Annotated in this window: 21 protein-coding genes; 10 read left to right on the plus strand and 11 right to left on the minus strand. The window is 70.6% G+C overall.

The annotated features are described in order from the left end of the window. Positions 1 to 13 precede the first annotated feature (13 nt). Complete coding sequence (locus AC067U_RS09700; protein WP_478829106.1) at positions 14 to 1,522, minus strand: cytochrome ubiquinol oxidase subunit I; 1,509 nt, start codon at positions 1,520 to 1,522, stop codon at positions 14 to 16. A gap of 193 nt (positions 1,523 to 1,715) precedes the next feature. Between AC067U_RS09700 and AC067U_RS09705 the strand changes: the two genes are divergently transcribed. Then, complete coding sequence (locus tag AC067U_RS09705; RefSeq protein ID WP_478829107.1) at positions 1,716 to 2,084, plus strand: cyclophilin-like fold protein; 369 nt, start codon at positions 1,716 to 1,718, stop codon at positions 2,082 to 2,084. 2 nt (positions 2,085 to 2,086) lie between these two features. Here the strand turns inward: AC067U_RS09705 and hisC are convergent, their stop codons facing one another. Beyond that, a complete protein-coding gene (gene hisC / locus AC067U_RS09710) occupies positions 2,087 to 3,169 on the minus strand; it encodes a histidinol-phosphate transaminase (RefSeq protein WP_478829108.1) in 1,083 nt (360 codons plus the stop codon). Between the two features lie 350 nt (positions 3,170 to 3,519). Between hisC and AC067U_RS09715 the strand changes: the two genes are divergently transcribed. From AC067U_RS09715 to AC067U_RS09725, 3 genes are all read left to right on the plus strand, one after another. Further along, the gene (locus tag AC067U_RS09715; protein ID WP_478829109.1) at positions 3,520 to 4,635 is read left to right on the plus strand and encodes a LacI family DNA-binding transcriptional regulator; all 1,116 of its coding nucleotides are present in this window, start codon (positions 3,520 to 3,522) and stop codon (positions 4,633 to 4,635) included. Positions 4,636 to 4,817: 182 nt separating this feature from the next. Beyond that, on the plus strand, positions 4,818 to 6,038 hold the full coding sequence (locus AC067U_RS09720; protein WP_478829566.1) for a metallophosphoesterase: 1,221 nt from the start codon (positions 4,818 to 4,820) through the stop codon (positions 6,036 to 6,038). 163 nt (positions 6,039 to 6,201) lie between these two features. Beyond that, the gene (locus AC067U_RS09725; RefSeq protein ID WP_478829110.1) at positions 6,202 to 7,035 is read left to right on the plus strand and encodes a hypothetical protein; all 834 of its coding nucleotides are present in this window, start codon (positions 6,202 to 6,204) and stop codon (positions 7,033 to 7,035) included. 12 nt (positions 7,036 to 7,047) lie between these two features. Here the strand turns inward: AC067U_RS09725 and AC067U_RS09730 are convergent, their stop codons facing one another. Further along, positions 7,048 to 8,010 carry a hypothetical protein gene (locus tag AC067U_RS09730; RefSeq protein ID WP_478829111.1) on the minus strand — a complete coding sequence of 321 codons (963 nt, stop codon included), beginning with the start codon at positions 8,008 to 8,010 and terminating at the stop codon, positions 7,048 to 7,050. A gap of 388 nt (positions 8,011 to 8,398) precedes the next feature. On the opposite strand from AC067U_RS09730, the gene AC067U_RS09735 reads away from it, so the two are divergent. Next, positions 8,399 to 9,490, plus strand: coding sequence for a tetratricopeptide repeat-containing glycosyltransferase (locus AC067U_RS09735; protein ID WP_478829112.1), 1,092 nt, complete (start codon positions 8,399 to 8,401; stop codon positions 9,488 to 9,490). 55 nt (positions 9,491 to 9,545) lie between these two features. Here AC067U_RS09735 and AC067U_RS09740 read toward each other — a convergent pair whose 3' ends face one another. Next, positions 9,546 to 10,589, minus strand: a complete 1,044-nt coding sequence (locus AC067U_RS09740) for an aldo/keto reductase (protein WP_478829567.1) — start codon at positions 10,587 to 10,589, stop codon at positions 9,546 to 9,548. Positions 10,590 to 10,753: 164 nt separating this feature from the next. After that, positions 10,754 to 12,538, minus strand: a complete 1,785-nt coding sequence (gene thiC / locus AC067U_RS09745; protein ID WP_478829113.1) for a phosphomethylpyrimidine synthase ThiC — start codon at positions 12,536 to 12,538, stop codon at positions 10,754 to 10,756. A 178-nt stretch (positions 12,539 to 12,716) separates the two neighbouring features. Here thiC and AC067U_RS09750 point away from each other — a divergent pair, with 178 nt between their 5' ends. Further along, positions 12,717 to 14,180 (plus strand): YibE/F family protein, encoded by a 1,464-nt coding sequence (locus AC067U_RS09750; protein ID WP_478829114.1) that lies wholly within the window; start codon positions 12,717 to 12,719, stop codon positions 14,178 to 14,180. A gap of 49 nt (positions 14,181 to 14,229) precedes the next feature. Here the strand turns inward: AC067U_RS09750 and AC067U_RS09755 are convergent, their stop codons facing one another. The 4 genes from AC067U_RS09755 to AC067U_RS09770 form a co-directional block, all read right to left on the minus strand. Beyond that, entirely contained in the window at positions 14,230 to 14,679 is a 450-nt protein-coding gene (locus AC067U_RS09755; RefSeq protein ID WP_478829115.1) for an SsgA family sporulation/cell division regulator, read from the minus strand. Positions 14,680 to 14,777: 98 nt separating this feature from the next. Beyond that, entirely contained in the window at positions 14,778 to 15,548 is a 771-nt protein-coding gene (locus tag AC067U_RS09760) for an IclR family transcriptional regulator (protein WP_478829116.1), read from the minus strand. A 228-nt stretch (positions 15,549 to 15,776) separates the two neighbouring features. Further along, a complete protein-coding gene (locus tag AC067U_RS09765) occupies positions 15,777 to 15,989 on the minus strand; it encodes a DUF5326 family protein (protein WP_478829568.1) in 213 nt (70 codons plus the stop codon). Positions 15,990 to 16,121: 132 nt separating this feature from the next. Continuing rightward, on the minus strand, positions 16,122 to 16,439 hold the full coding sequence (locus AC067U_RS09770; RefSeq protein ID WP_478829117.1) for a cupin domain-containing protein: 318 nt from the start codon (positions 16,437 to 16,439) through the stop codon (positions 16,122 to 16,124). Positions 16,440 to 16,487: 48 nt separating this feature from the next. Here AC067U_RS09770 and AC067U_RS09775 point away from each other — a divergent pair, with 48 nt between their 5' ends. The 4 genes from AC067U_RS09775 to AC067U_RS09790 are packed head-to-tail and all read left to right on the plus strand — an operon-like array spanning position 16,488 to position 19,086. After that, positions 16,488 to 16,865 carry a phage holin family protein gene (locus AC067U_RS09775; RefSeq protein WP_478829118.1) on the plus strand — a complete coding sequence of 126 codons (378 nt, stop codon included), beginning with the start codon at positions 16,488 to 16,490 and terminating at the stop codon, positions 16,863 to 16,865. Between the two features lie 6 nt (positions 16,866 to 16,871). After that, positions 16,872 to 17,435, plus strand: coding sequence for a low molecular weight protein-tyrosine-phosphatase (locus AC067U_RS09780; RefSeq protein WP_478829119.1), 564 nt, complete (start codon positions 16,872 to 16,874; stop codon positions 17,433 to 17,435). Then, positions 17,432 to 18,589: a cystathionine gamma-lyase gene (locus tag AC067U_RS09785; RefSeq protein ID WP_478829120.1), complete on the plus strand. Its 1,158-nt coding sequence runs from the start codon at positions 17,432 to 17,434 to the stop codon at positions 18,587 to 18,589. The genes AC067U_RS09780 and AC067U_RS09785 overlap by 4 nt, the downstream gene beginning before the upstream one ends. 17 nt (positions 18,590 to 18,606) lie before the next feature. Continuing rightward, the gene (locus AC067U_RS09790; RefSeq protein WP_478829121.1) at positions 18,607 to 19,086 is read left to right on the plus strand and encodes an NUDIX domain-containing protein; all 480 of its coding nucleotides are present in this window, start codon (positions 18,607 to 18,609) and stop codon (positions 19,084 to 19,086) included. Between the two features lie 36 nt (positions 19,087 to 19,122). On the opposite strand, the gene AC067U_RS09795 is transcribed toward AC067U_RS09790, so the two are convergent. Both AC067U_RS09795 and AC067U_RS09800 read right to left on the minus strand, forming a co-directional pair. Then, a complete protein-coding gene (locus AC067U_RS09795; protein WP_478829122.1) occupies positions 19,123 to 20,244 on the minus strand; it encodes a globin domain-containing protein in 1,122 nt (373 codons plus the stop codon). Between the two features lie 78 nt (positions 20,245 to 20,322). After that, positions 20,323 to 20,973 carry an HAD family hydrolase gene (locus AC067U_RS09800; protein ID WP_478829123.1) on the minus strand — a complete coding sequence of 217 codons (651 nt, stop codon included), beginning with the start codon at positions 20,971 to 20,973 and terminating at the stop codon, positions 20,323 to 20,325. Positions 20,974 to 21,121 lie beyond the last annotated feature (148 nt).

Consider the following 21,121-nt stretch of genomic DNA (forward strand, 5'->3'; position numbering starts at 1 on the left):
GGTCTCCCCAGCCTCAGTACGAGAAGGCCATCGGCCGGTCGGCGTTCTGCGGGTCGCCGCCGATCCTGGTGGGCGGGTTGAGGTCGGACTCGGTGAGCTCGGGCGGTCCGGCCTTGACGTACTTGACCAGCAGCCTGACCTCGATCACGGCGAGCACGGCGTAGAGCGCGGTGAAGACGATCATCGAGGTGAGCACCTCGGCCTGGGAGACGCCGGGGGAGACCGCGTCCTTGGTGCGCAGGACTCCGTAGACCACCCAGGGCTGGCGGCCCATCTCGGTGAAGATCCAGCCCCAGGAGCTGGCGATCAGCGGGAAGCCCATGGTCCAGAGCGCGAGGGTCCAGTACCACTTGGTGAGCTTGGGGCTGAGCACCTTGTTCGGGAACAGGACCAGGTTCGGCACCTCGTCCTCCCCGGTCCGCAGGGCGGGCGGGAGCAGGAACTTCCTGCGGGTCAGCCAGAGGCCCAGCATGCCGATGCCGAGCGAGGCCATGCCGAAGCCGATCATCCAGCGGAAGCCCCAGTAGGCGACCGGGATGTTGGGCCGGTAGTCGCCGGGGCCGAACTTCTCCTGCTCGGCCTTGTTGACGTCGTTGATGCCGGGGACGAAGGAGCTGAAGTCGTCGTTGGCCAGGAAGGACAGCAGGCCGGGTACCTCGACGGCCACCTCGTTGTGGCCCTTGTCCACGTCGCCGTAGGCGAAGACGGAGAAGGGCGCGGGCGCCTCGCCGTCCCAGAGGGCCTCGGCGGCGGCCATCTTCATCGGCTGCTGCTGGAACATCACCTTGCCGAGCAGGTCACCGCTGATGGCCGTGCCGAGGCCGGCGATGATCAGGGTGACCAGACCGAGCCGCAGCGAGGTCCGCATCACCGGGACGTGCTTCCGGCGCATCAGGTGGTAGGCGGCGATGCCGACCATGAAGGCACCGCCGACCAGGAAGGCGGCCGTGATGGTGTGGAAGAACTGGGTGAGGGCGGTGTTCTGGGTGAGCACGGCCCAGAAGTCCGTCAGTTCCGCCCGCCCGGTGGCCTCGTTGATCCGGTAGCCGACCGGGTGCTGCATCCAGGAATTCGCCGCCAGGATGAAGTAGGCGGAGAGGACGGTGCCGATCGAGACCATCCAGATGCAGCCGAGGTGGATCTTCTTGGGGAGCTTGTCCCAGCCGAAGATCCACAGACCTATGAAGGTCGATTCGAAGAAGAAGGCGATCAGGGCTTCGAAGGCCAGCGGGGCCCCGAAGACGTCACCCACGAAGCGCGAGTAGTCGGACCAGTTCATGCCGAACTGGAACTCCTGGACGATGCCGGTGACGACACCCATCGCGATGTTGATCAGGAAGAGCTTGCCCCAGAACTTGGTGGCCCTGAGGTACTTCTCCTTCTCGGTCCTGACCCACGCGGTCTGCAGGCCGGCGGTCAGCGCGGCGAGCGAGATCGTGAGGGGGACGAAGAGGAAGTGGTAGACGGTGGTGATGCCGAACTGCCAGCGCGCCAATGTCTCGGGCGCCAAAGCCAGGTCCACGTCGTCTTCTCCTTACGTCGCCGTGGTCAAGCGGGCAGTCTGCCTGGCGGGTTCCGCCCATACAGGGAGGAAGCAGGACACGCTTGTGAACGCGTTCACATTCACAAGCAATTATGACGCATGGTCCCTTCGATCATTCATCCGGGGGGTACACCCCTAGCCAGCGAATTCAACATAATGTTGAATTTGGCTCATGCAGATTCGAATCTCGTGGCCCGCCGGCCACCTCACCGCAACCCTCGACGAGACCCCGACCGCCAAGGCCCTGGCCGCGGCACTCCCGATCGCCGCCACCGCGAACACCTGGGGCGAGGAGGTCTACTTCGACACCGGCGTCTCGGTCGCCCTGGAGCACGACGCCCAGCAGGTCGTCGACCCCGGCACGGTCGCCTTCTGGACCGAGGGGGACGCACTCGCCCTCCCCTACGGCCCCACCCCCATCTCGCGCGGGGGCGAGAGCCGCCTGGCGAGCCCGTGCAACGTGCTCGGCTCGTTCGACGGCGACCCCCGCCTGCTGGCCACCGTCCGCGACGGCGACCCCATCCGCGTCGAGCTCGCCTGAGCTCACAGCTCCTTGAAGAACGCCTCCGCCGTGTGCAGGAAGAGGTCGTTCGCCTCGGTCTCACCGATCGTGACCCGCAGGCCCTCGCCCGGGAAGGGCCGGACCACCACACCGGCCTTCTCGCAGGCCGCCGCGAACTCGGCGGTCCGCTCCCCCAGCCGCATCCAGACGAAGTTCGCCTGGGTCTCGGGGACCACCGTCCACCCCTGACCGCGCAGGCCCTCGTACACCCGGTTCCGCTCGCACACCAGCGAACCGACCCGGCCCAGCAGCTCGTCCTCGGCCCGCAGCGAGGCCACCGCCGCGTCCTGCGCCAGCTGGCTCACGCCGAAGGGCACCGCCGTCTTGCGCAGCGCCGCGGCCACCGGCTCGTGCGCCACCGCGAAGCCGACCCGCAGCCCGGCCAGGCCGTACGCCTTGGAGAACGTCCGCAGCACGGCCACGTTCGGGCGGTCCCGGTACAGCTCGATGCCGTCCGGCACCTCGGGGTCCCGGATGAACTCCTTGTACGCCTCGTCCAGCACCACCAGCACGTCGGAGGGCACCCGGTCCAGGAAGCGCTCCAGCTCCGCCCGCCGCACCACCGTGCCGGTGGGGTTGTTGGGGTTGCAGACGAAGATCAGCCGGGTCCGGTCGGTGATGGCCTCCGCCATCGCGTCCAGGTCGTGCACGTCACCCGCGGTCAGCGGGACCTGCACCGACTTCGCACCGGCGATCTGGACGATGATCGGGTACGCCTCGAAGGACCGCCAGGCGTAGATCACCTCGTCGCCCGGACCCGCCGTGGACTGGATCAGCGACTGGGCCACGCCCACCGAACCGGTGCCGGTGGCGATGTGCTCGACCGGGACGCCGAACCGGTCGGCCAGCTCGGTGACCAGGCCGGTGCAGGCCATGTCCGGGTAGCGGTTGAAGTTCCCCGCGGCCGCCACGGCGCTCTCCAGCACCCCCGGCAGCGGCGGATAGGGGTTCTCGTTGGAGGACAGCTTGTAGGCGACCGGACCACCGGCAGCCGCGGGCTTGCCCGGCTTGTAGGTGGGGATGCCGTCCAGCTCGGCGCGCAGCTTCGGGCTCTTCTCGCTCACCGCAGGTCCTCCTCGACCTTCCCGTACAACTCAATACTGCTCACCTTATGAGGATTCCGCCCTCCCGAAAACGGCGGGCGCCGAGAAAGAGGGGGAGCGCGCACATATATGCACGCGCCGGTGGCCTGCGCCGTGGCGCGCATCCCTCGTCAGGGTGAGTTGAGACCAGTCCGAGATCAATCCGATTTGGCATGCTCGTACCCGCCGACAGGCAACCCACCCCTTCCACCCCGCTAACTCCCTTCACTTCCAAGGTCATTGGCGGTGGCGAACCATGCAGAAACGTGCCTGTCAACGCGTGCATATGCATACGGACCAAGCACCCCACCGAGCCCTACTATCGGCTCGCGATGACAGCAGCAGGGAAGCATCAGGTGAGCCGGACCGAGACCACCCGGCGGGCCGCCGGCCGGCAGGGCCGGGCAGGCATCAGGGACGTGGCCGCCGCGGCGGGCGTCTCGATCACGACCGTCTCCGACGCGCTCAATGGCAAGGGACGGCTCCCGGACGCCACCCGCCGCCACGTCCGCGAGGTCGCCGACCGGCTGGGTTACCGCCCCTCCGCGGCCGCCCGCACCCTCCGTACCGGCAAGTCCGGTCTGATCGGTCTGACCGTGACGACGTACGGGGATGAACCTTTCACCTTCACCGAGTTCGCCTACTTCGCCGAGATGGCCAGGGCCGCCACCTCCGCCGCGCTCGCCCGCGGCTACGCCCTGGTGATCCTCCCGGCCACCTCCCGCCACGACGTCTGGTCCAACGTGGCCCTGGACGGCACCGTGGTCATCGATCCCTCCGACCACGACCCCGTCGTCACCGAGCTGGTCCGGCAGGGCCTGCCGGTGGTCTCCGACGGGCGCCCGGCGGGCTCGCTCCCGGTCACCGCCTGGGTCGACAACGACCACGAGGCCGCCGTCCTCAATCTGCTCGACCACCTCGCCGCGGCCGGGGCCCGCCGCATCGGACTCCTCACCGGCACCACCACCGACACCTACACCCGGCTCTCCACCACCGCCTACCTCAACTGGTGCGAGCGGGTCGGCCAGGACCCCGTCTACGAGTCCTACCCGGCCCACGACCCGTGCGCCGGAGCCGTGGCCGCCGACCGGCTGCTCGCCCGCCCCGACCGGCCCGACGCCGTCTACGGGCTCTTCGACCCCAACGGCACCGACCTGCTCGCCGCCGCCCGCCGCTACGGCCTGCGGGTCCCGGACGACCTGCTGCTGGTGTGCTGCAGCGAGTCCACCGTGTACGCCAACACCGAGCCGCCGATCACCACCCTCTCCCTCAAGCCGCGCCGGATCGGGACCGCCGTCGTGCAGCTCCTCATCGACGCCATCGAGGGGGTCGACACCGGTCGGCCGGTGGAACAGGTGGTGCCGACCGAACTGATCGTCAGGACCTCCTCACAGCGCAGGAAGCCCCGCACCACGGTCAGTCCGCCCCGGTCTCCGGCCCGGGACTGACACACCGGGACTGCGGCATTTCCGGACATACCAGGGGAAAAAAGGCGGAAGGCCCGGTTCCGCCCAGGATTCACCACCCCTGGTGCGTCACAGAGCGCGAGCCGCATTCCTATGATGGGCGCACGACATCACGGACCCTCCGCTCAAGGCAGGGGGGTCCGCAGGTGTACGGCAGCGCGACGGTGGTGGAGGGGTCGATGACTCAGGGGGCCGGTCAGGGACCCGCGATGCGTACGGACACGCTGCGGGACTTCCAGGTGCCAGCCCTCGATACCCCTGGCGAGGTCCCGGTCTACGGCGAGTACCCCGCCTACTACGACGAGAGCGCCCCCGTCCCGCCGGGGCCGCCCGCGCCGCCCGCGGCGCCTCCCGTCCCGCCGCAGCCGGTCCCGCCGCAGCCCGCGTACCGGCCGCCGTACGAGCCGCCGTACGACGGCACGTACGAGGACGCCGACGACGGCTACACCCCGACCCGGCGCGACCTCCCGGTGATCGGCCGCGGCGCGGCCGGCGGTCCGGGGGACACCGTCCAGGTCACCTACGTCCCGCAGGAGCAGGACCAGTCGAGCCCCGGCTCCGGCCCCGGCCCGCTGTACGTGGTCGGCGACGTCCACGGCTACCTCGACGAGCTCGTCACCGAACTGCGCGCCCAGGGCCTGATCGACACCGACGGCCGCTGGTCGGCCGGCAACGCACGGCTCTGGTTCCTCGGCGACTTCACCGACCGCGGCCCCGACGGCATCGGCGTCATCGACCTGGTCATGCGGCTGTCCGCCGAGGCGGCCGCCTCCGGCGGCTACTGCAAGGCCCTGATGGGCAATCACGAACTGCTGCTGATCGGCGCCAAGCGGTTCGGCGACACCCCCGTGCACTCCGGCGCCGGCACCGCCACCTTCCAGGCCGCCTGGCTGCTCAACGGCGGCCAGCGCACCGACATGGAGCGCCTGGAGGACGTCCACCTGCAGTGGATGTCCCGGCTGGACGCGGCCGCCCTGGTGGACGGGCACCTGCTGCTGCACTCCGACACCACCGCCTACCTCGACTACGGCGACTCCATCGAGGACGTCAACGACAGGCTCCACGAGCTGCTCAACCTCAACGACGCCGACGAAACCTGGGACCTCTTCCGGAAGTTCACCAAGCGGTTCGCCTTCCGCGACCAGGAGACCGGCCCCGACGCGGTGCGCGAACTGCTGACCACCTACGGCGGCGGGCGCGTGGTGCACGGCCACAGCCCCATCCCGTACCTGCTGGGCGAGGTCGGCACCGAGGACGGCGACGAGGGGCGCGGCCCGGAGGTCAACGGCCCGCACGTGTACGCGGACGGCCTGGCCATCGCGATGGACGGCGGGGTCACCATGGCCGGGAAACTGCTGGTCGTGCAACTGCCCTTGAAGGGCTGACGGCAGCGGCCGACGGTCGGTTTTTCCTACGTTCCCCTGTCAGCGGGCGGTGCGTGCCCTCTACCATCGCTTCTATCCGTAGCAGTAGCAGGCTCTCCTCCGTTTGTGCCGGCCGCCCGGTGTCCGCAACACGGGCCGACCGGCCCGTGCGGAGCATCGGGGGATGCACATGACCAACGCCGGCCACCTGCTGACCGAAGACCGCCCGGAGTTCGACCGTCTCCTCGACGAGGCGCTGCGCACCGCTCGCGACCGGCCGGAACTCTCCACCCTCGGCGAACGGCTCAACGCCGAACAGCTGCGCACCATGGCGCTCGACGCGAGCGTGCTGCTGACGACCGCCGCCTCGGCGGAGTACGAGCACTACGTGAAGATGCGCGGCGAGCTGCGCGAGGCGGCAGCAGCCGCCTCCGCGGCCGCCGCGGCGGCGGCACCCGCGGCGGAGGACGAGTCGGGGGAGGCCCGTACCGGAGCCGGGATCAGTGCCGTGGTCGCGGTGCTCGCGCCCGTGCTGGCGTTCACCGCCATGGTGATCTTCCTGCTGGTGGGCTACCTCCTGAAGCTGATCGAGCCCGAGCCGGCCTTCGCCGAGACCATCCTGACCACCGGCTGGCTGTTCGGCGCGCTGACCGCGGCGGCGCTGCTGTTCGCGGCGGTGGCCCTGCTGGTGACGGCCGTCCGCAACCAGGCCAACGAGGTGGGCGCCGATGTGGCGGAGGCGGTGCCGGACGAGGTGCAGCGGGCCCGCGAGGCCTGGCTGCACGCGCTGCTGGAGCGGGGGATCGTGCCGTTCCTGCGGGACGCGCTGGCGGATCCGGCCGGGACGCCCGGCTATCCCGTGCCCCCCACGCCGGCGGCCGGGCGCATCCCCGATCTGGGATACACCCGGCCCGACTTCACCAGTCCGGGACCTCCGTCGCAAGGGTCCCGGCCCGGCTACACGCGTCCGGACTTCACCAGTCCGGACTTCGGCGGCCCGGAGCACGAGCCGGAGTAGGAGCGCCCGGCGTCAGTGGACGTTGACGGACCCGGAGAAGGAGAGGTCCCCCTTCCACTCGACGCCCTGGGAGACGCCCTCGGCGGCGCTCCGGTCTGCGTTCATGCCGCGCAGGCCGATGTTCGGGTTCGGGGGCGGCAGCAGCTCGATCCACTGCTCGTCCCAGTCGAAGTCCTGTCCCCCGACGTCGCCGTGGGTCTGGAACACCCGTCCGTCGGTGGTCAGGACCTTGATGTACGCGCTCTCGCCCTGGGCCGCGATGGAGATGCCGCAGGCGAAGCCGGTCGGGAAGCCCGGGTTGTCGTCGGCGTCGCTGATGTTCTGCCAGACCGGGCTGCCACCGGGCGCGGCCGCCCGGCCCGCGTAGGCGACCCCGCCGACCAGCGCCGCGTGGAAGTCCTCGGTGTTCGAGGGGGAGTAGCTGTCGATGTCCACGCACGGGCCGGTGGCACCCGTCGCACCGGTGTCACCCGTCGCGCCGGTCGCACCCGTCGCGCCGGTCGCACCCGTGGGGCCCGTCGGACCCGTGTCACCGGTGGCACCCGAGCCGCCCGTGCCACCGGTGGGACCGGTCGGACCCGTGTCACCGGTGGGGCCGGTCGGACCCGTGTCACCCGTAGGGCCGGTCGGACCCGTGTCACCCGTAGGGCCAGTGGGGCCAGTGGGGCCGGTCGGGCCGACCACGCACTTCACCTTCTCCCCGCCGCCGCCCATGGCCGTGCGGTCCTCGTTGGGCTTCTCACCCGGCCGGTGCTTGCGCGGCTTGCACTCGTCGTCGTGGCCCGCGGCCACGGCCGTCTCCACGGCCGGCCGGTCGGCCGACGTGGTGTTCGCGTACGCCAGCGCGGGGGAGACGACCCCGGACAGCACCAGAGCCAGCGAGGCGACGGTTCCGCCGGTCCGCAGGCGGGCCCTCGCGGGCAGCGGGCCGAGGGGGGTACGGGTCGTCCTCGCCTCGGGAACCTCAGGACTCATACAGCGCTCCTTGCAGGAGTTCGGAGAGCCGGCCGGCAGCACACCGGATCAACGTCCGGGCCGGAACCGGATCGGGATGATTTTCGGAAAGTGCGCTTTTCACTTCCGGGGTCATCCTGAGGACCCCCGCCCCCGCCGCCGCGCCGCCGCGCCCACCCGTCATCGGATCGGACCAGCGCACGCGCCCCCATCCGGGTGCCAACCCGGTGACGGGCACGCCACGGCACCGGCGAGCCGTGCGCAACGCCGCAAACCGGTCACTAGGGTCACGGAGCACTGATCCGACGCCGGCCCGGTCGCCCGCCGCACGGGCGGCCCACTACAGCGGATGGGACCCGTGAAACACGTGAAGCGCGGAAAATCCGTGAAACCGACAGTCTGCCTGAACATGATCGTCAAAAACGAGGCGCCGACCATCCGGGCGTGCCTGGAGACGGTCCGTCCGCTGATCGACACCTGGGTGATCGTGGACACGGGCTCGACCGACGGCACCCAGGACGTCATCCGGGAGTGCTTCGAGGAACTCGGCGTGCCCGGCACGCTGTACGAGCGGGAGTGGAAGGGCTTCGACGGCAGCCGCAGCGAGGCGATCGAACTCGCCCGCGACAGCGCCGACTACCTCTTCTTCATCGACGGCGACGACATCGTGGAGACCGAGCCCGGCTTCACCATGCCGCACCTGACGAAGGACGCGTACCGCGTCGCACTCAAGCACGGCCCGATGATCCACTACCGGCCGGCCCTGGTCTCCACCAAGCTGCCCTGGCGGTACGTCGGCGTGCTCCACGAGTACATCGACTGCGGCCGGCAGTACGGCACCGGGGTGCTCGAAGGCGCCAACATCCGCACCATCGGCAACGGCGCCCGCATGCGGGAGGGCCAGCGGGTCAAGTACCTGCGCGACGCGGAGGTACTCACCGAGGGACTGCGCAAGGAACCCGACAACGCCCGCTACGCCTTCTACCTCGCCCAGAGCTGGCGCGACGCGAGCGAGCCCGAGAAGTCCCTCGCCGCCTACGACCACCGGGCCTCCATGCCCGGCTGGGTCGAGGAGACGTACTACGCCCGGCTCTCGGCCGCCCGGCTCGCGGCGGACCTCGACCGGCCCTGGCCCGAGGTCCTGGACCGCTACCTGCGCGCGCACGAGACCCGGCCCTCCCGGGCCGAGGCCCTCGGCGACCTCGCCCGCATCTGCCGCATGGAGAAGCGCTGGCCACTGGCGTACCTCTTCGCCCGGCAGGCCGCGGCCATCCCCCACCCCGAGGACATCCTGTTCGTCGAGTTCTCCTGGCACGAGTGGCGCGCCCTCGACGAGCTCGCGGTGGCCGCCTACTGGACCGGACAGTACAAGGAGTCCCTGGAGGCCTGCGAGCGTCTCCTGAACGGGGACAAGCTCCCCGAGGAGCACCGCGAGCGGGTCGCGGCGAACCTCGACTTCGCCCGGCGCAAGCTGGGCGCCGACTACCAGGTGGTCGCGTAACCGCCACGGCGGCGGCCGGCCCGGTGGGGCCGGCCGCCGGTGTGGCGCGGCCGGCTCAGCGGTCCCCGACGGCCCGTCGCCGCTGCGCGGGATCGGTCAGCGCGAGGGGCCGCCACACGCCGTCCGCCCGGTAGAGATCGGTCCCCGGCGGCACGATCTCGTCGATCCGGTCCAGGGTCTCGTCGTCGAGCTGCAGGGACGCGCCCTTCAGCAGGTCCCGCAGCTGGTCCATGGTCCGGGGGCCGATGATCACCGAGCTGACGGCCGGGTGCGCGAGGGGGAAGGCCACCGCGAGCTCCGGCAGCGTACGCCCGATCCCCTCCGCCACCTCGATCAGCCGCCCGGCCGCCGCCAGCTTGGCCTCGTTCCCCGGGATCGCCGGGTCGAACCGGGCCGGTGTGAGCGCCGCCCGTCCGCTGGTCAGGTCCACCTCCCGGCCCGGCCGGTACTTCCCGCTGAGGAACCCCGACGCCAGCGGACTCCAGGTCAGCACCCCCATCCCGTACCGCCGGCAGACCGGCAGCACGTGCCCCTCGACACCGCGCGCGAGGATCGAGTACGGCGGCTGCTCGGTCCGGAAACGCTGGAGCGCGCGCCGCTCGGCGACGTGGTGGGACTCGGCGATCTCCTCGGCGGGGAAGGTGGAGCAGCCGAAGGCCCGTATCTTCCCCTCCCGCACCAGGTCCCCGAGGACTCCGAGGGTCTCCTCGACATCGGTCCGGGGATCGGGCCGGTGGATCTGGTAGAGGTCGATCCGGTCCGTCCCCAGCCGGGTCAGGCTGTCCTCGACGGCCTGTACGATCCACCGCCGCGAGTTCCCGCTCCGGTTGCGCCCCTCCCCCATCCGGAAGTGCCCCTTGGTGGCGAGCACCACCTCGTCCCGGCGGCTCCCCCGGAGGGCCTTCCCCACGATCGTCTCGGACTCCCCGGCCGAGTACATGTCCGCGGTGTCCACGAAGTTGATGCCCTCGTCGAGCGCCGCGTGGATGATCCGTACGCATTCGTCGTGATCGGGATTGCCGACCGCGCCGAACATCATCGTGCCCAGGCAGTACGCACTGACTTCCATCCCGGTCCGCCCGAGATCCCTGTAACGCATCGTCATACCGCCGGACCCTACGAGCTGGAGCGCACTCCAGCTCAAGCCCTTTCCGCACCCGGATCGGAGAAAGCACGGGAAGGCGCGGGAAGGGGAGGAAGGAAAAGGAGACGGGCCCGCGACTCCCCCCATGAGGTCGCGGGCCCGTCCGGCTCCGGGCGGGACTACTCGGCCATCGGGAGGTAGACGCGGCTGCCCGAGGCGGCGAACTCCGCCGACTTCTTCAGCATGCCCTCGGCGATCTCGTCGTCCGTAGCTGCCGGCTGGTCGCCGCCGAACTGCTCGGTGATGCTCCGGCTGATCTTCATCGAGCAGAACTTGGGACCGCACATGGAGCAGAAGTGCGCGGTCTTGGCCGGCTCGGCCGGGAGGGTCTCGTCGTGGAACTCGCGGGCCGTGTCCGGGTCGAGGGCCAGGTTGAACTGGTCCTCCCAGCGGAACTCGAAGCGGGCGTCGGAGAGGGCGTCGTCCCATTCCTGGGCGCCCGGGTGGCCCTTGGCGAGGTCCGCCGCGTGGGCCGCGATCTTGTACGTGATGACGCCGGTCTTCACGTCGTCGCGGTTCGGCAGGCCCAGGTGCTCCTTCGGCGTCACGTAGCAGAGCATCGCGGTGCCCCACCAGGCGATCATCGCGGCGCCGATGCCCGAGGTGATGTGGTCGTAGGCGGGGGCCACGTCCGTGGTCAGCGGGCCGAGCGTGTAGAACGGCGCCTCCTCGCAGATCTCCTGCTGGAGGTCGATGTTCTCCTTGATCTTGTGCATCGGGACGTGGCCCGGGCCCTCGATCATGGTCTGGACGTTGTGGCGCTTGGCGATGGTGTTGAGCTCGCCCAGCGTCTTGAGCTCGGCGAACTGCGCCGCGTCGTTGGCGTCCGCGATCGAGCCGGGCCGCAGGCCGTCACCGAGCGAGTAGGTGACGTCGTACGTCGCGAGGATCTCGCAGAGCTCCTCGAAGTTCGTGTAGAGGAAGTTCTCCTTGTGGTGCGCCAGGCACCAGGCCGCCATGATCGAGCCGCCGCGGGAGACGATGCCGGTCTTGCGACGGGCGGTCAGCGGCACGTACGGCAGCAGCACGCCGGCGTGGACGGTCATGTAGTCCACGCCCTGCTCGGCCTGCTCGATGACGGTGTCCTTGTAGATCTCCCAGGTCAGCTCCTCGGCCTTGCCGTCGACCTTCTCCAGCGCCTGGTAGAGGGGGACGGTACCGATGGGCACGGGGGAGTTGCGGAGCACCCACTCACGGGTGGTGTGGATGTTCCGGCCGGTGGAGAGGTCCATGACCGTGTCCGCGCCCCAGCGGGTCGCCCAGGTCATCTTCTCCACCTCCTCCTCGATGGAGGAGGTGACGGCGGAGTTGCCGATGTTGGCGTTGACCTTGACCAGGAACTTCTTGCCGATGATCATCGGCTCGATCTCCGGGTGGTTCACGTTCGCCGGCAGCACCGCGCGGCCGGCCGCGATCTCCTCGCGGACGACCTCGGGGTCGACGTTCTCGCGGATCGCGACGAACTCCATCTCCGGGGTGATCTCACCGCGGCGGGCGTACGCGAGCTGCGTGACGGCGGCACCGTCGCGGCCGCGGCGGGGCAGCCGCGGGCGGCCGGGAAAGACCGCGTCGAGGTTCTTGAGGCCACCGCGCGGCGAGGTGTGCTTGATGCCGTCGTCCTCGGGGCGGACCGGGCGGCCGGCGTACTCCTCGGTGTCACCGCGGCTGATGATCCAGTTCTCGCGGAGCGGGGCGAGACCGCGACGGACGTCGGTGTCGATCTGCGGGTCGGTGTACGGACCCGAGGTGTCGTACAGCGTGACGTCCTGGCCCGTGGTGAGGTGGACCTGGCGGACCGGCACCCGGAGGTCGGGGCGGGAGCCCTCGACGTAGCCCTTGTGCCAGCCCGGCTTGCGCCCGTTCTGGTCGGCGGCAGGCGTGCGTGCGTCGTCCTGAATGGTCATGAGACCTATCTCCCTACGCCGGCATTACCCGGTAACAGGTTCGGCGGTCGACGCAGCCTCTTCCCGTACGCCCGTTCGGCGCGCGTACGGTGATCAGCGTCCTCTCAGCCCGGTGCTCCGAGCTCCCGCGTTGTGCAAAGTAGCCCCCACGCTAGCGTCACCTGTGGCGTGCTGAACAGTGGGCCCCCGCATCTCTTGCGATGATCGGCCCGTGACGACCTCAGCGCAGCCCCCGACCGAGCCCGCTCACTCCGCGCACGGCGGAGGTCACGGCCCAGGTCAACCCCATGGTCACGGGAGCGGGCACGGGAGCGGGCACGGGCACGGCCACGGGCACGGCCACGGGCACGGCCACGGGCACGGCCACGGACCCGCCGCCCCGGTCTCGCGGCACCTGCGCCGGGTCATCGCCGCCGTCCTGATCCCGTTCGCCACCGCCGTGCTCGTCGGCCTGGTGGCACTGTGGCCGGGCGGAGCACCCGGCCACGAACGCACCGGGGTCGGCTTCGACCGGCAGACCCAGCAGGCCAAGGTCGTGGATTTGCAGGTAGTTGACTGCAAATCGGTGAATGTGGCGCAGGCGCCGCCCGCCGGGGACACCGCCGCCCCCGGGGGACCCGGGGCGCAGGCCGCGCCCACGGGCCCCTGCAAGAAGGCCACCGTCGAGGTCACCAGCGGCCCCGACAAGGGCCGCACCTTCACGGAGATCGTCCAGCCGGGTGCCCCGCGGCAGTTGGAGGACGGGCAGGAGGTCGTGGTCGCCTACGCCCCGGACGCCCCGCGCGACCTGCAGTACTCGGTCATCGACGTGAACCGGAAGTTCCCGATGCTGATGCTGGCCGCGGTCTTCGCCCTCGCGGTGGTCGCGGTCGGGCGGATGCGCGGACTCCTCGCCCTGGTCGCCCTGGTGGTCAGCTTCGGCGTCCTGACCCTGTTCGTCCTGCCCGCCATCCTGCAGGGGTCGAACCCGCTGCTCGTGGCCGTTGTCGGGGCCAGCGCGATCATGCTGATCGCGCTGTACATGTGCCACGGGATCACCGCCCGCACCTCGGTCGCGGTGCTCGGCACACTGGTCTCGCTGCTGCTGATCGGACTGCTCGGCTCGGTGCTCATCGACTGGGCGTTCCTGAGCGGCAACACCGATGACAACACCGGGCTGATCCACGGGCTGTACCCGGACATCGACATGAGCGGCCTGCTGCTGGCCGGCGTGATCATCGGATCGCTGGGCGTGCTCGACGACGTGACGGTCACCCAGACCTCGGCGGTCTGGGAACTGCACCAGGCGGACCCCGACATGGGACCGCGCGCCCTCTACCGGGCGGCCATCCGGATCGGCCGGGACCACATCGCGTCCGTGGTCAACACCCTGGTCCTGGCCTACGCCGGTGCCGCCCTCCCCTTGATGCTGCTGTTCTCCATCGCGAACAGCAGCATGGGATCGGTGGCCAACAGCGAGCTGGTCGCGGAGGAGATCGTACGGACCCTGGTGGGGTCGATCGGGCTGGTGGCCTCGGTTCCGGTGACCACGGTGCTGGCGGCCCTGGTGGTCTCCGCGGACCGGCCGGAATCCGCGGCGCCCGCCGGGCCGGCCCTTTCGGGGCGGGGCCGCGGCGGGCGCGGGCGCCGTCGCAAGCGCTGAGCGGGCGGGCGCGGGCGCGACGGAGCGGGAGAGAGGCAGGAACGGTGCGTCAGCCCGCGTTCCGCTGGTTCTGCTGGGCCTCGGCGAGGATCTTGCCCAGCGCCTCGTCCAGGTGCTCCTCGAAGTCACCGAGAGTGCGCTCCTGACCGAGTGGCACCAGGCGGTCGGTCCGGTCGAGGAAGGCCACCAGTGGTGCCGCGCCGGCCCGGAACAGGGCCCGGTCGCTGCCGACCTGGAGCCTGATGTGGACGTCGGACAGCTCGTCCGGATCGGTGGGGGCGATGCGCACATCGCCGTCGCCGGACGGCTTGTTGATGCCGTCGAGGAGCAGCTCCCGGCCGAACGCCCAGGTCACAGGCGCGTCTCCGGGAAGGTGGAAGGTCAGGCGTACGGCAAAGGGGTCACGTGATTCGTACCGGAGTTCCACCGGAATCCGGAAGGAGAGCTCCTCGGAAACGAGAAAGCTCATCATGACCTCTGCCTGTACCGACTCGCGCATTTCCATACCCCGCAGTGATTGGAAGTGGCCAGGAATGGTCCCCCAGGGCCTCTTGACAAGGGTGGTGGACGCGCCAGCAGATCACAAGGAGTGAGTTTTCAGATACTGATAGAGAAGGAGAGCGTGCTCAACAGCGCGCCTACTTCACTCCGTAGCCGATCCACTACACAGAGCAATCTATGTTCCTGATGGGCGGGAAGAGAAATGGCCATGGTCGCGGCAGCGTCACCGGCAGTGATCGGAATGGCCGCACATACCGTGCCGAGGGCATATTCCTGTCGTTCGGTCACGGGCTGCATCCGTTCCATGCCGGCGATTCGCTGTTCCAGCGCCCACATGTCCCGGACCGTATAGGGGGTGATCGCCTCGACGGGGTGCCGGTCGTAGTGGTCCCGACGGCTCTTCTCGTCGAGCTGGGCGAGCAGGCACTGCCCGATTGCGTGCGCGTGGCCGGTCGCCCGGAAGTCCGCCCATTCCTGACAGGCGGGATGACCCGGGGTGTCCGAGACCCCGACGACCTCGATCTCGCCCTCGCGGTAGACCGCGAAATAGACGGGTGCGCCGACCACCTCACGGAAGTGCGCGAGGGAGTCGAGGATCATGCTGCGACGTTTCTGCTGCACCCCGCCGCCCGCCAGCCTGCCGGCCGCGTCACCGAGCACGAAGACCCCGCTCTCCCGGCGCAGATAGCCCTCGTGGGTGAGCGTCCGCAGCAGGTGGTACGCGGTGGGAAGCGGGAGCCCGGCCTCGCGCGCCAGCTGTTTCGCCGGGGCTCCCTCACTATGGGAACCGACCGCTTCGAGCAGTCTCAGCGCCCGCTGTACCGACCCGATCAGCGTCGGCACCGCGGCGTTGTCGACCGAAGACAAGGCTCACCCCCAGGCGTGGCGGCGGGCATCCGGACGGCCCGCTCTGCGGGGGCCGCCCCCGCGTGTGCCACGTCTCCTGGGGGTCGCGCTCGGCTTCTGTTTGAAATGACCACCGGTCAGGGCGGGTCTACCGGGCTCGGTGACCAGGTGACGGCACGGATTGCCACTGTATCGGCCGATAGCCCGCCCATGAGGGGTTACTGGCCTTGTGTCCCCCGCGTGGGTTAATCACCATTCCGAGGACTTCGCCGCTCCGCCGCCGAAACGCTTGACCACGAACACCAGACCACCGACCAGGGCGACGAACAGCAGCACCTTGAACACGAATCCGATCAGCGCGGTCAGGATGCTGGTGATCACACCGCCGAAGACGAACAGGGCCAACAGCGGAACGGCGACCCACTTCACCCACCAGGGCATGCCTGCGAATATCTGCCGGATGCCGTCCATGACCTCGACCTCTTCCTGTTCTTCCGGGTGACTTCCTGTCATCGATGCTAGGAGCGGCGGCTCCGGAAATGGGGCCCGCGAGCCCCACCCGTCCCCTGATCCGCCCCCTAGGGGCCGGATCCGTCAGCCCTCGGGCGGGGAGAACACGACCAGCACCTTCAGGTCCTCGCTGATGTGGTGGAACCGGTGCGGCACCCCGGCCGGCACGTAGACCACGCTGCCCCGGGCCACCGACTGCGTCTCGTCCCCGACGGTGATCGCGGCCCGGCCGCTGACCACGAAGTACACCTCGTCCTGTCCGTGCGGCTGCTGCGGATCGCTCTGCCCCGCGTCCAGCGCGTACAGCCCGACCGACATGTTCCGCTCGCGCAGAAACTGCAGGTACGCACCCTGGTTCGCGGCCCGTTCGGCCTCCAGTTCGTCCAGCCGGAACGCCTTCATGCTGCTCGTGACCCTTTCTTTCCCGCGGTTGTCTGCAACGATCGATCCATGACGAACTTCCTGGTCAAGACGCTCGCCAACGCCGCCGCGCTGGCCGTGGCCATCGCGGTGCTCAAGGGAATCACCCTGACCGGTGACAGCACCGCCGACAAGGCCCTGGCCCTGATCCTGGTCGCCCTGGTCTTCGGACTGGTCAACCTCATCGTCAAGCCGGTGGTGAAGCTGCTGTCCCTGCCGTTGTTCGTCCTCACCCTGGGCCTGTTCACCCTGGTGGTGAACGCCCTGATGCTGCTGCTGACCTCCTGGCTCGCCGACAAGCTCAACATCGCCTTCCACGTCGACGGCTTCTGGACCGCCGTCCTCGGCGGCCTGATCATCTCCATCGTCTCCTGGGCCGTGAACCTCGCACTGCCCGACCGGAGCTGACGGCCCGTGTACCGCGTCTGCTTCGTCTGCACCGGCAACATCTGCCGCTCCCCCATGGCCGAGGCCGTCTTCCGCGCCCACGTCGCCGAGGCCGGCCTGGACGGCCTGGTCTCCGTGGACAGCGCCGGCACGGGCGGCTGGCACGAGGGGGACGGCGCCGACCCGCGCACCGTCGCCGTCCTCGAATCGGCCGGCTACCTCCACGACCACAGGGCCCGGCAGTTCCGCGCCTCCTGGTTCGCCGCCGTGGACCTCGTCATCGCCCTCGACTCCGGGCACCTGCGCGACCTGCGCCGGCTCGCGCCCACGCCCGAGGACGGCGCCAAGGTGCGGCTGCTGCGCTCCTACGACCCCGGCGCCGCCGCCGGCGACACCGATGTGCCCGACCCCTACTACGGCGGGCTCGACGGCTTCGAGGAGTGCCTGGAACTGGTCGAGGCGGCGAGCCCCGGCCTGCTGGAAGCCGTCCGCCTGGCCGTGACCGGGCGGCCTGAAGCGCCCCCGCAGCCGGAGGTTCCCGCGCAGCCGAGCGCCCCCGCGCAGCCGACCGTGAAGGAGCCGCGGCCGTGACCCACGCCCCGATCGGCGACGGAACCCGGGCCGTCCGCGCCGGACTTCCCGAGCCCGTCAAGAACGAACCCACCCACCCGGGTCCGGTGTTCGCCTCGCACTTCCACCTCCCCGGTGAGGTCGAGGGCCCGTACACCTACGCCCGCGACTCCAACCCCACCTGGACCCTGCTGGAACGGGCCATCGGCGAGCTGGAGGCCCCCGGTGCGGAAGGGGTGGAGACCGTGGTCTTCGCCTCCGGCATGGCCGCCGTCTCCGCCGTCCTGCTCTCCCAGGTGCAGGCCGGCGACACCGTCGTCCTCCCCGCCGACGGCTACCAGGCACTGCCCCTGGCCGCCGCGCAGCTGGAGGCGTACGGGGTCCGCGTCCGCACCGCGCCCACCGCCGGCGACGCCCAGCTCGAGCTGCTCGACGGGGCCCGGCTGCTGTGGCTGGAGACCCCCTCCAACCCCGGGCTGGACGTGTGCGACATCCGGCGGCTGGCCGAGGCCGCGCACGCCGCGGGCTCGCTGGTGGCCGTGGACAACACCCTGGCCACCCCGCTCGGCCAGCGGCCTCTGGAGCTGGGCGCGGACTTCGCCGTGGCCAGCGGCACCAAGGGGCTGACCGGCCACGGCGACCTGCTGCTCGGCTACGTCAGCTGCCGGGACGCGGAACTCGCCGCCCGGGTCCGGCGGTGGCGCAAGATCGTCGGAGCGATCCCGGGGCCGATGGAGGCCTGGCTCGCCCACCGCTCCCTGGCCACGCTGCAGCTGCGCACCCACCGCCAGTGGGCCAATGCCCTGGCCGTAGCCGAAGCCCTCGCCGCCCGCCCCGACGTGTCCGGGCTGCGGTATCCGGGGCTGCCCGGCGACCCCGCGCACACCACGGCCGGCCGGCAGATGCGCGGTCACGGGTCGGTGGTGTCCTTCACCCTGTCCGACCGGGCCCACGCCGAGCGCTTCCTGCGGGCGGCGACCCTGGTGGAGGACGCCACCAGCTTCGGCGGCGTACGGTCCACCGCCGAGCGGCGCGCCCGGTGGGGCGGGGACCCCGTTCCGGAGGGCTTCATCCGGTTCTCCGCGGGCGCCGAGGACACCGAGGACCTGGTCGCGGACGTGCTGCGGGCCCTGGACGCGGCGGACCCGGCCCGGGGCGTTTCGGAACCGGAATAGCGGGCCACTCTTCTCCCATGACCGAACGTCCCGTGGTCAAGCGCACCGCACGCGCCATCCTGCTCGACGGTGCCGACCTGATCCTGATCAAACGCACCAAGCCCGGTGTGGATCCGTACTGGCTGACTCCCGGCGGCGGCGTGGAGGCGTCCGACGCCACGGTGGTCGACGCGCTGCACCGGGAGCTCGACGAGGAGCTCGGCGCCAAGGTGACCGACGTGGTGCCGTGCTTCGTCGACACCGTCGAGCACATCGCGGCGGGCGGGGTGACGGGCTGCAAGGTCCAGCACTTCTTCGTCTGCCGCCTGGAGTCCATGGACCCGGACCGCCGGCACGGGCCGGAGGTGGACCATCCGGAGGGCGAGTACGAGATCGTCCGGGTGCCGTTCAGCCGGGTCGGGATCGCCGCCGTGCACCTGGTCCCGTTGTCCCTGCGGCACTACCTGGACGGGAACATCGAGGGCGTGCGCGCGATGCACGCCCCCGACCTGGGCTGACGGGGGCCGGCCCGGCGGGCCGGCCCCCGCGGTTCCTCAGGCGTCCGCCCCGGCCAGTTCCTCGACGGCGTCGTACCGGATCCTTTCTCCTGGGATCCCGATCCGCTTCAGTGCGTCCACACCGCTGCGGATCAGCCCGGGCGGACCGGATATGAAGGCGTCGTACGAGTTCCACGGCCCGTGCTCGCCGACCGCCTGCGGCAGCTGTCCGGCCAGCCCGTCGCCCACCACGGGCCGCACCGACAGCCACGGGTGGGAGCGCTGGAGGCCCAGCAGCGTGTCCTTGTCGTAGAGGTCGCTGTCGCAGCGCGCGCCGAAGAACACCTCCACCGGGCGGCGTTCGCCGTGTTCGGCGACGTCCTCGATGAGCGCCTTGATGGGGGCGATGCCGGTACCGCCGCCCAGGCACAGCATCCCGTTGTCCGTGGTGTGGTCGACCACCATGGAGCCGGCCGGCGGGCCCAGCCGCAGGACGTCCCCGGGCCGGGCGTGCCGGACCAGCGCGTTGGAGACCCAGCCCGCGGGGACCGCTTTGACGTGGAAGGACAGCAGTCCGTCCGCGCGGGGCGCGGAGGCGAAGGAGTAGTGCCGCCAGACCCTCGGCCACCACGGCGTCTCCACGCTCGTGTACTGGCCGGCCAGGAAGGGGTAGGGCTGGTCGGGGCGGACCGTGATCACCGCGATGTCGGCGGTCCGCAGGTCGTGGGAGACCACCTCGGCGTGCCACGAGGCCGGCGAGCGCCGCTCGTCCTCCGCCGCCGCGTCGATCATCGTCTGGGAGATCGTCGTGTACGCCCGCACCCATGCGGCCTCGGCCTCCGGCCCCCAGGTCAGTTCCGCGTACCGGCCGAGCGCCCCGAGCAGCGCCTCACCGACGACCGGGTAGTGGGCGGCGTGGGTTCCGTACTTGCGGTGGCCGGTGCCCAGCCGGCGCAGGTACGGGACGAGCACCGAGGGGTCGTCGATGTGCTCGGCGGCGGTCAGCAGGGCCTTCAGCAGCCGGTCGCGCTGTCCGTCCATGGCCGCGGGGAACATCGACCGGACCTCTGGGTGCCCGGCGAAGACCAGCGCGTAGAAGTAGGAGGTCACCTTGTCGGCGACGGGTGCTATCTCCGCGAGAGTGCGGCGGATGAGCACAGCATCGGGGGAGGGCTCCATGGCTGCGCAGCATGCCAGCAGGGCGGAACACCCCGTGGGCATTTTGCGAAAGTTCCGCGCTTCGAACCCACTTTCCTCTTAAGATGCCTCGGCTCCCGGGCGTGCCGCGGCCACCAGCTGGTATGCCTCCCGCAGGTCCCGCCCCCGGTACACGTGCGTGGCGCGGGCCGCGAGGTGCGGCCGGGCGTTGACCGCCACCGACACCGGTACCGCCTCGAACAGCACGGCGTCGGTCATCGAGTCGCCGTACGCCACGCAGTCGGACCGGCCCAGCCCGAACCGGGCGCAGAGCCGGTCCGCGACCTCGACCTTGAGCTCCGGGGTCAGGATCCCGGTGACGTCCACGGGACGGGTGAAGGGCACCTCCGGGAAGACCGAGCCGTGGGCGGCGTGCGCGCCCCACTCCAGCAGGAGCTCCACGAAGAAGGACGGGGACAACGAGACCACCGCGCAGAACTCGCCGCGTTCCCGGATCTCCCGCCACACCTCGCGGATACCGGTCAGCCAGGGCGCCCCTTCGAAGGCCGCCCGCACATGCGCCGGCGTCAGGTCCGCCCACAGCGCGTGGACGCCCACCGCGAACTCCGGGGGCCCGATCTCCCGGGCGCTGAACGCCCGTTCCAGCTCGGCGATCTCGGCGGTCAGCCCCAGTTGCCGGGAGAGCTCGACCGGCGCCGCGGAGCCGTGCATCAGCGTGCCGTCGAGGTCGAAGAGGTGGAGGCGGGTCATGACGGTCGAGGCTACTGCCTGTGCCGTGACCGGGTGCCACCGCCGCTGCCGTGGAACGCGATGTTTCACGTGAAACACGGCGTTTCACCGGGAGCGGACCGGGAGCACCGCACGCCGCCGGCCGGGCCGGAAACACCAAATCCTCTGG

The sequence above is a fragment of the Streptomyces sp. NPDC043853 genome (assembly GCF_056436025.1).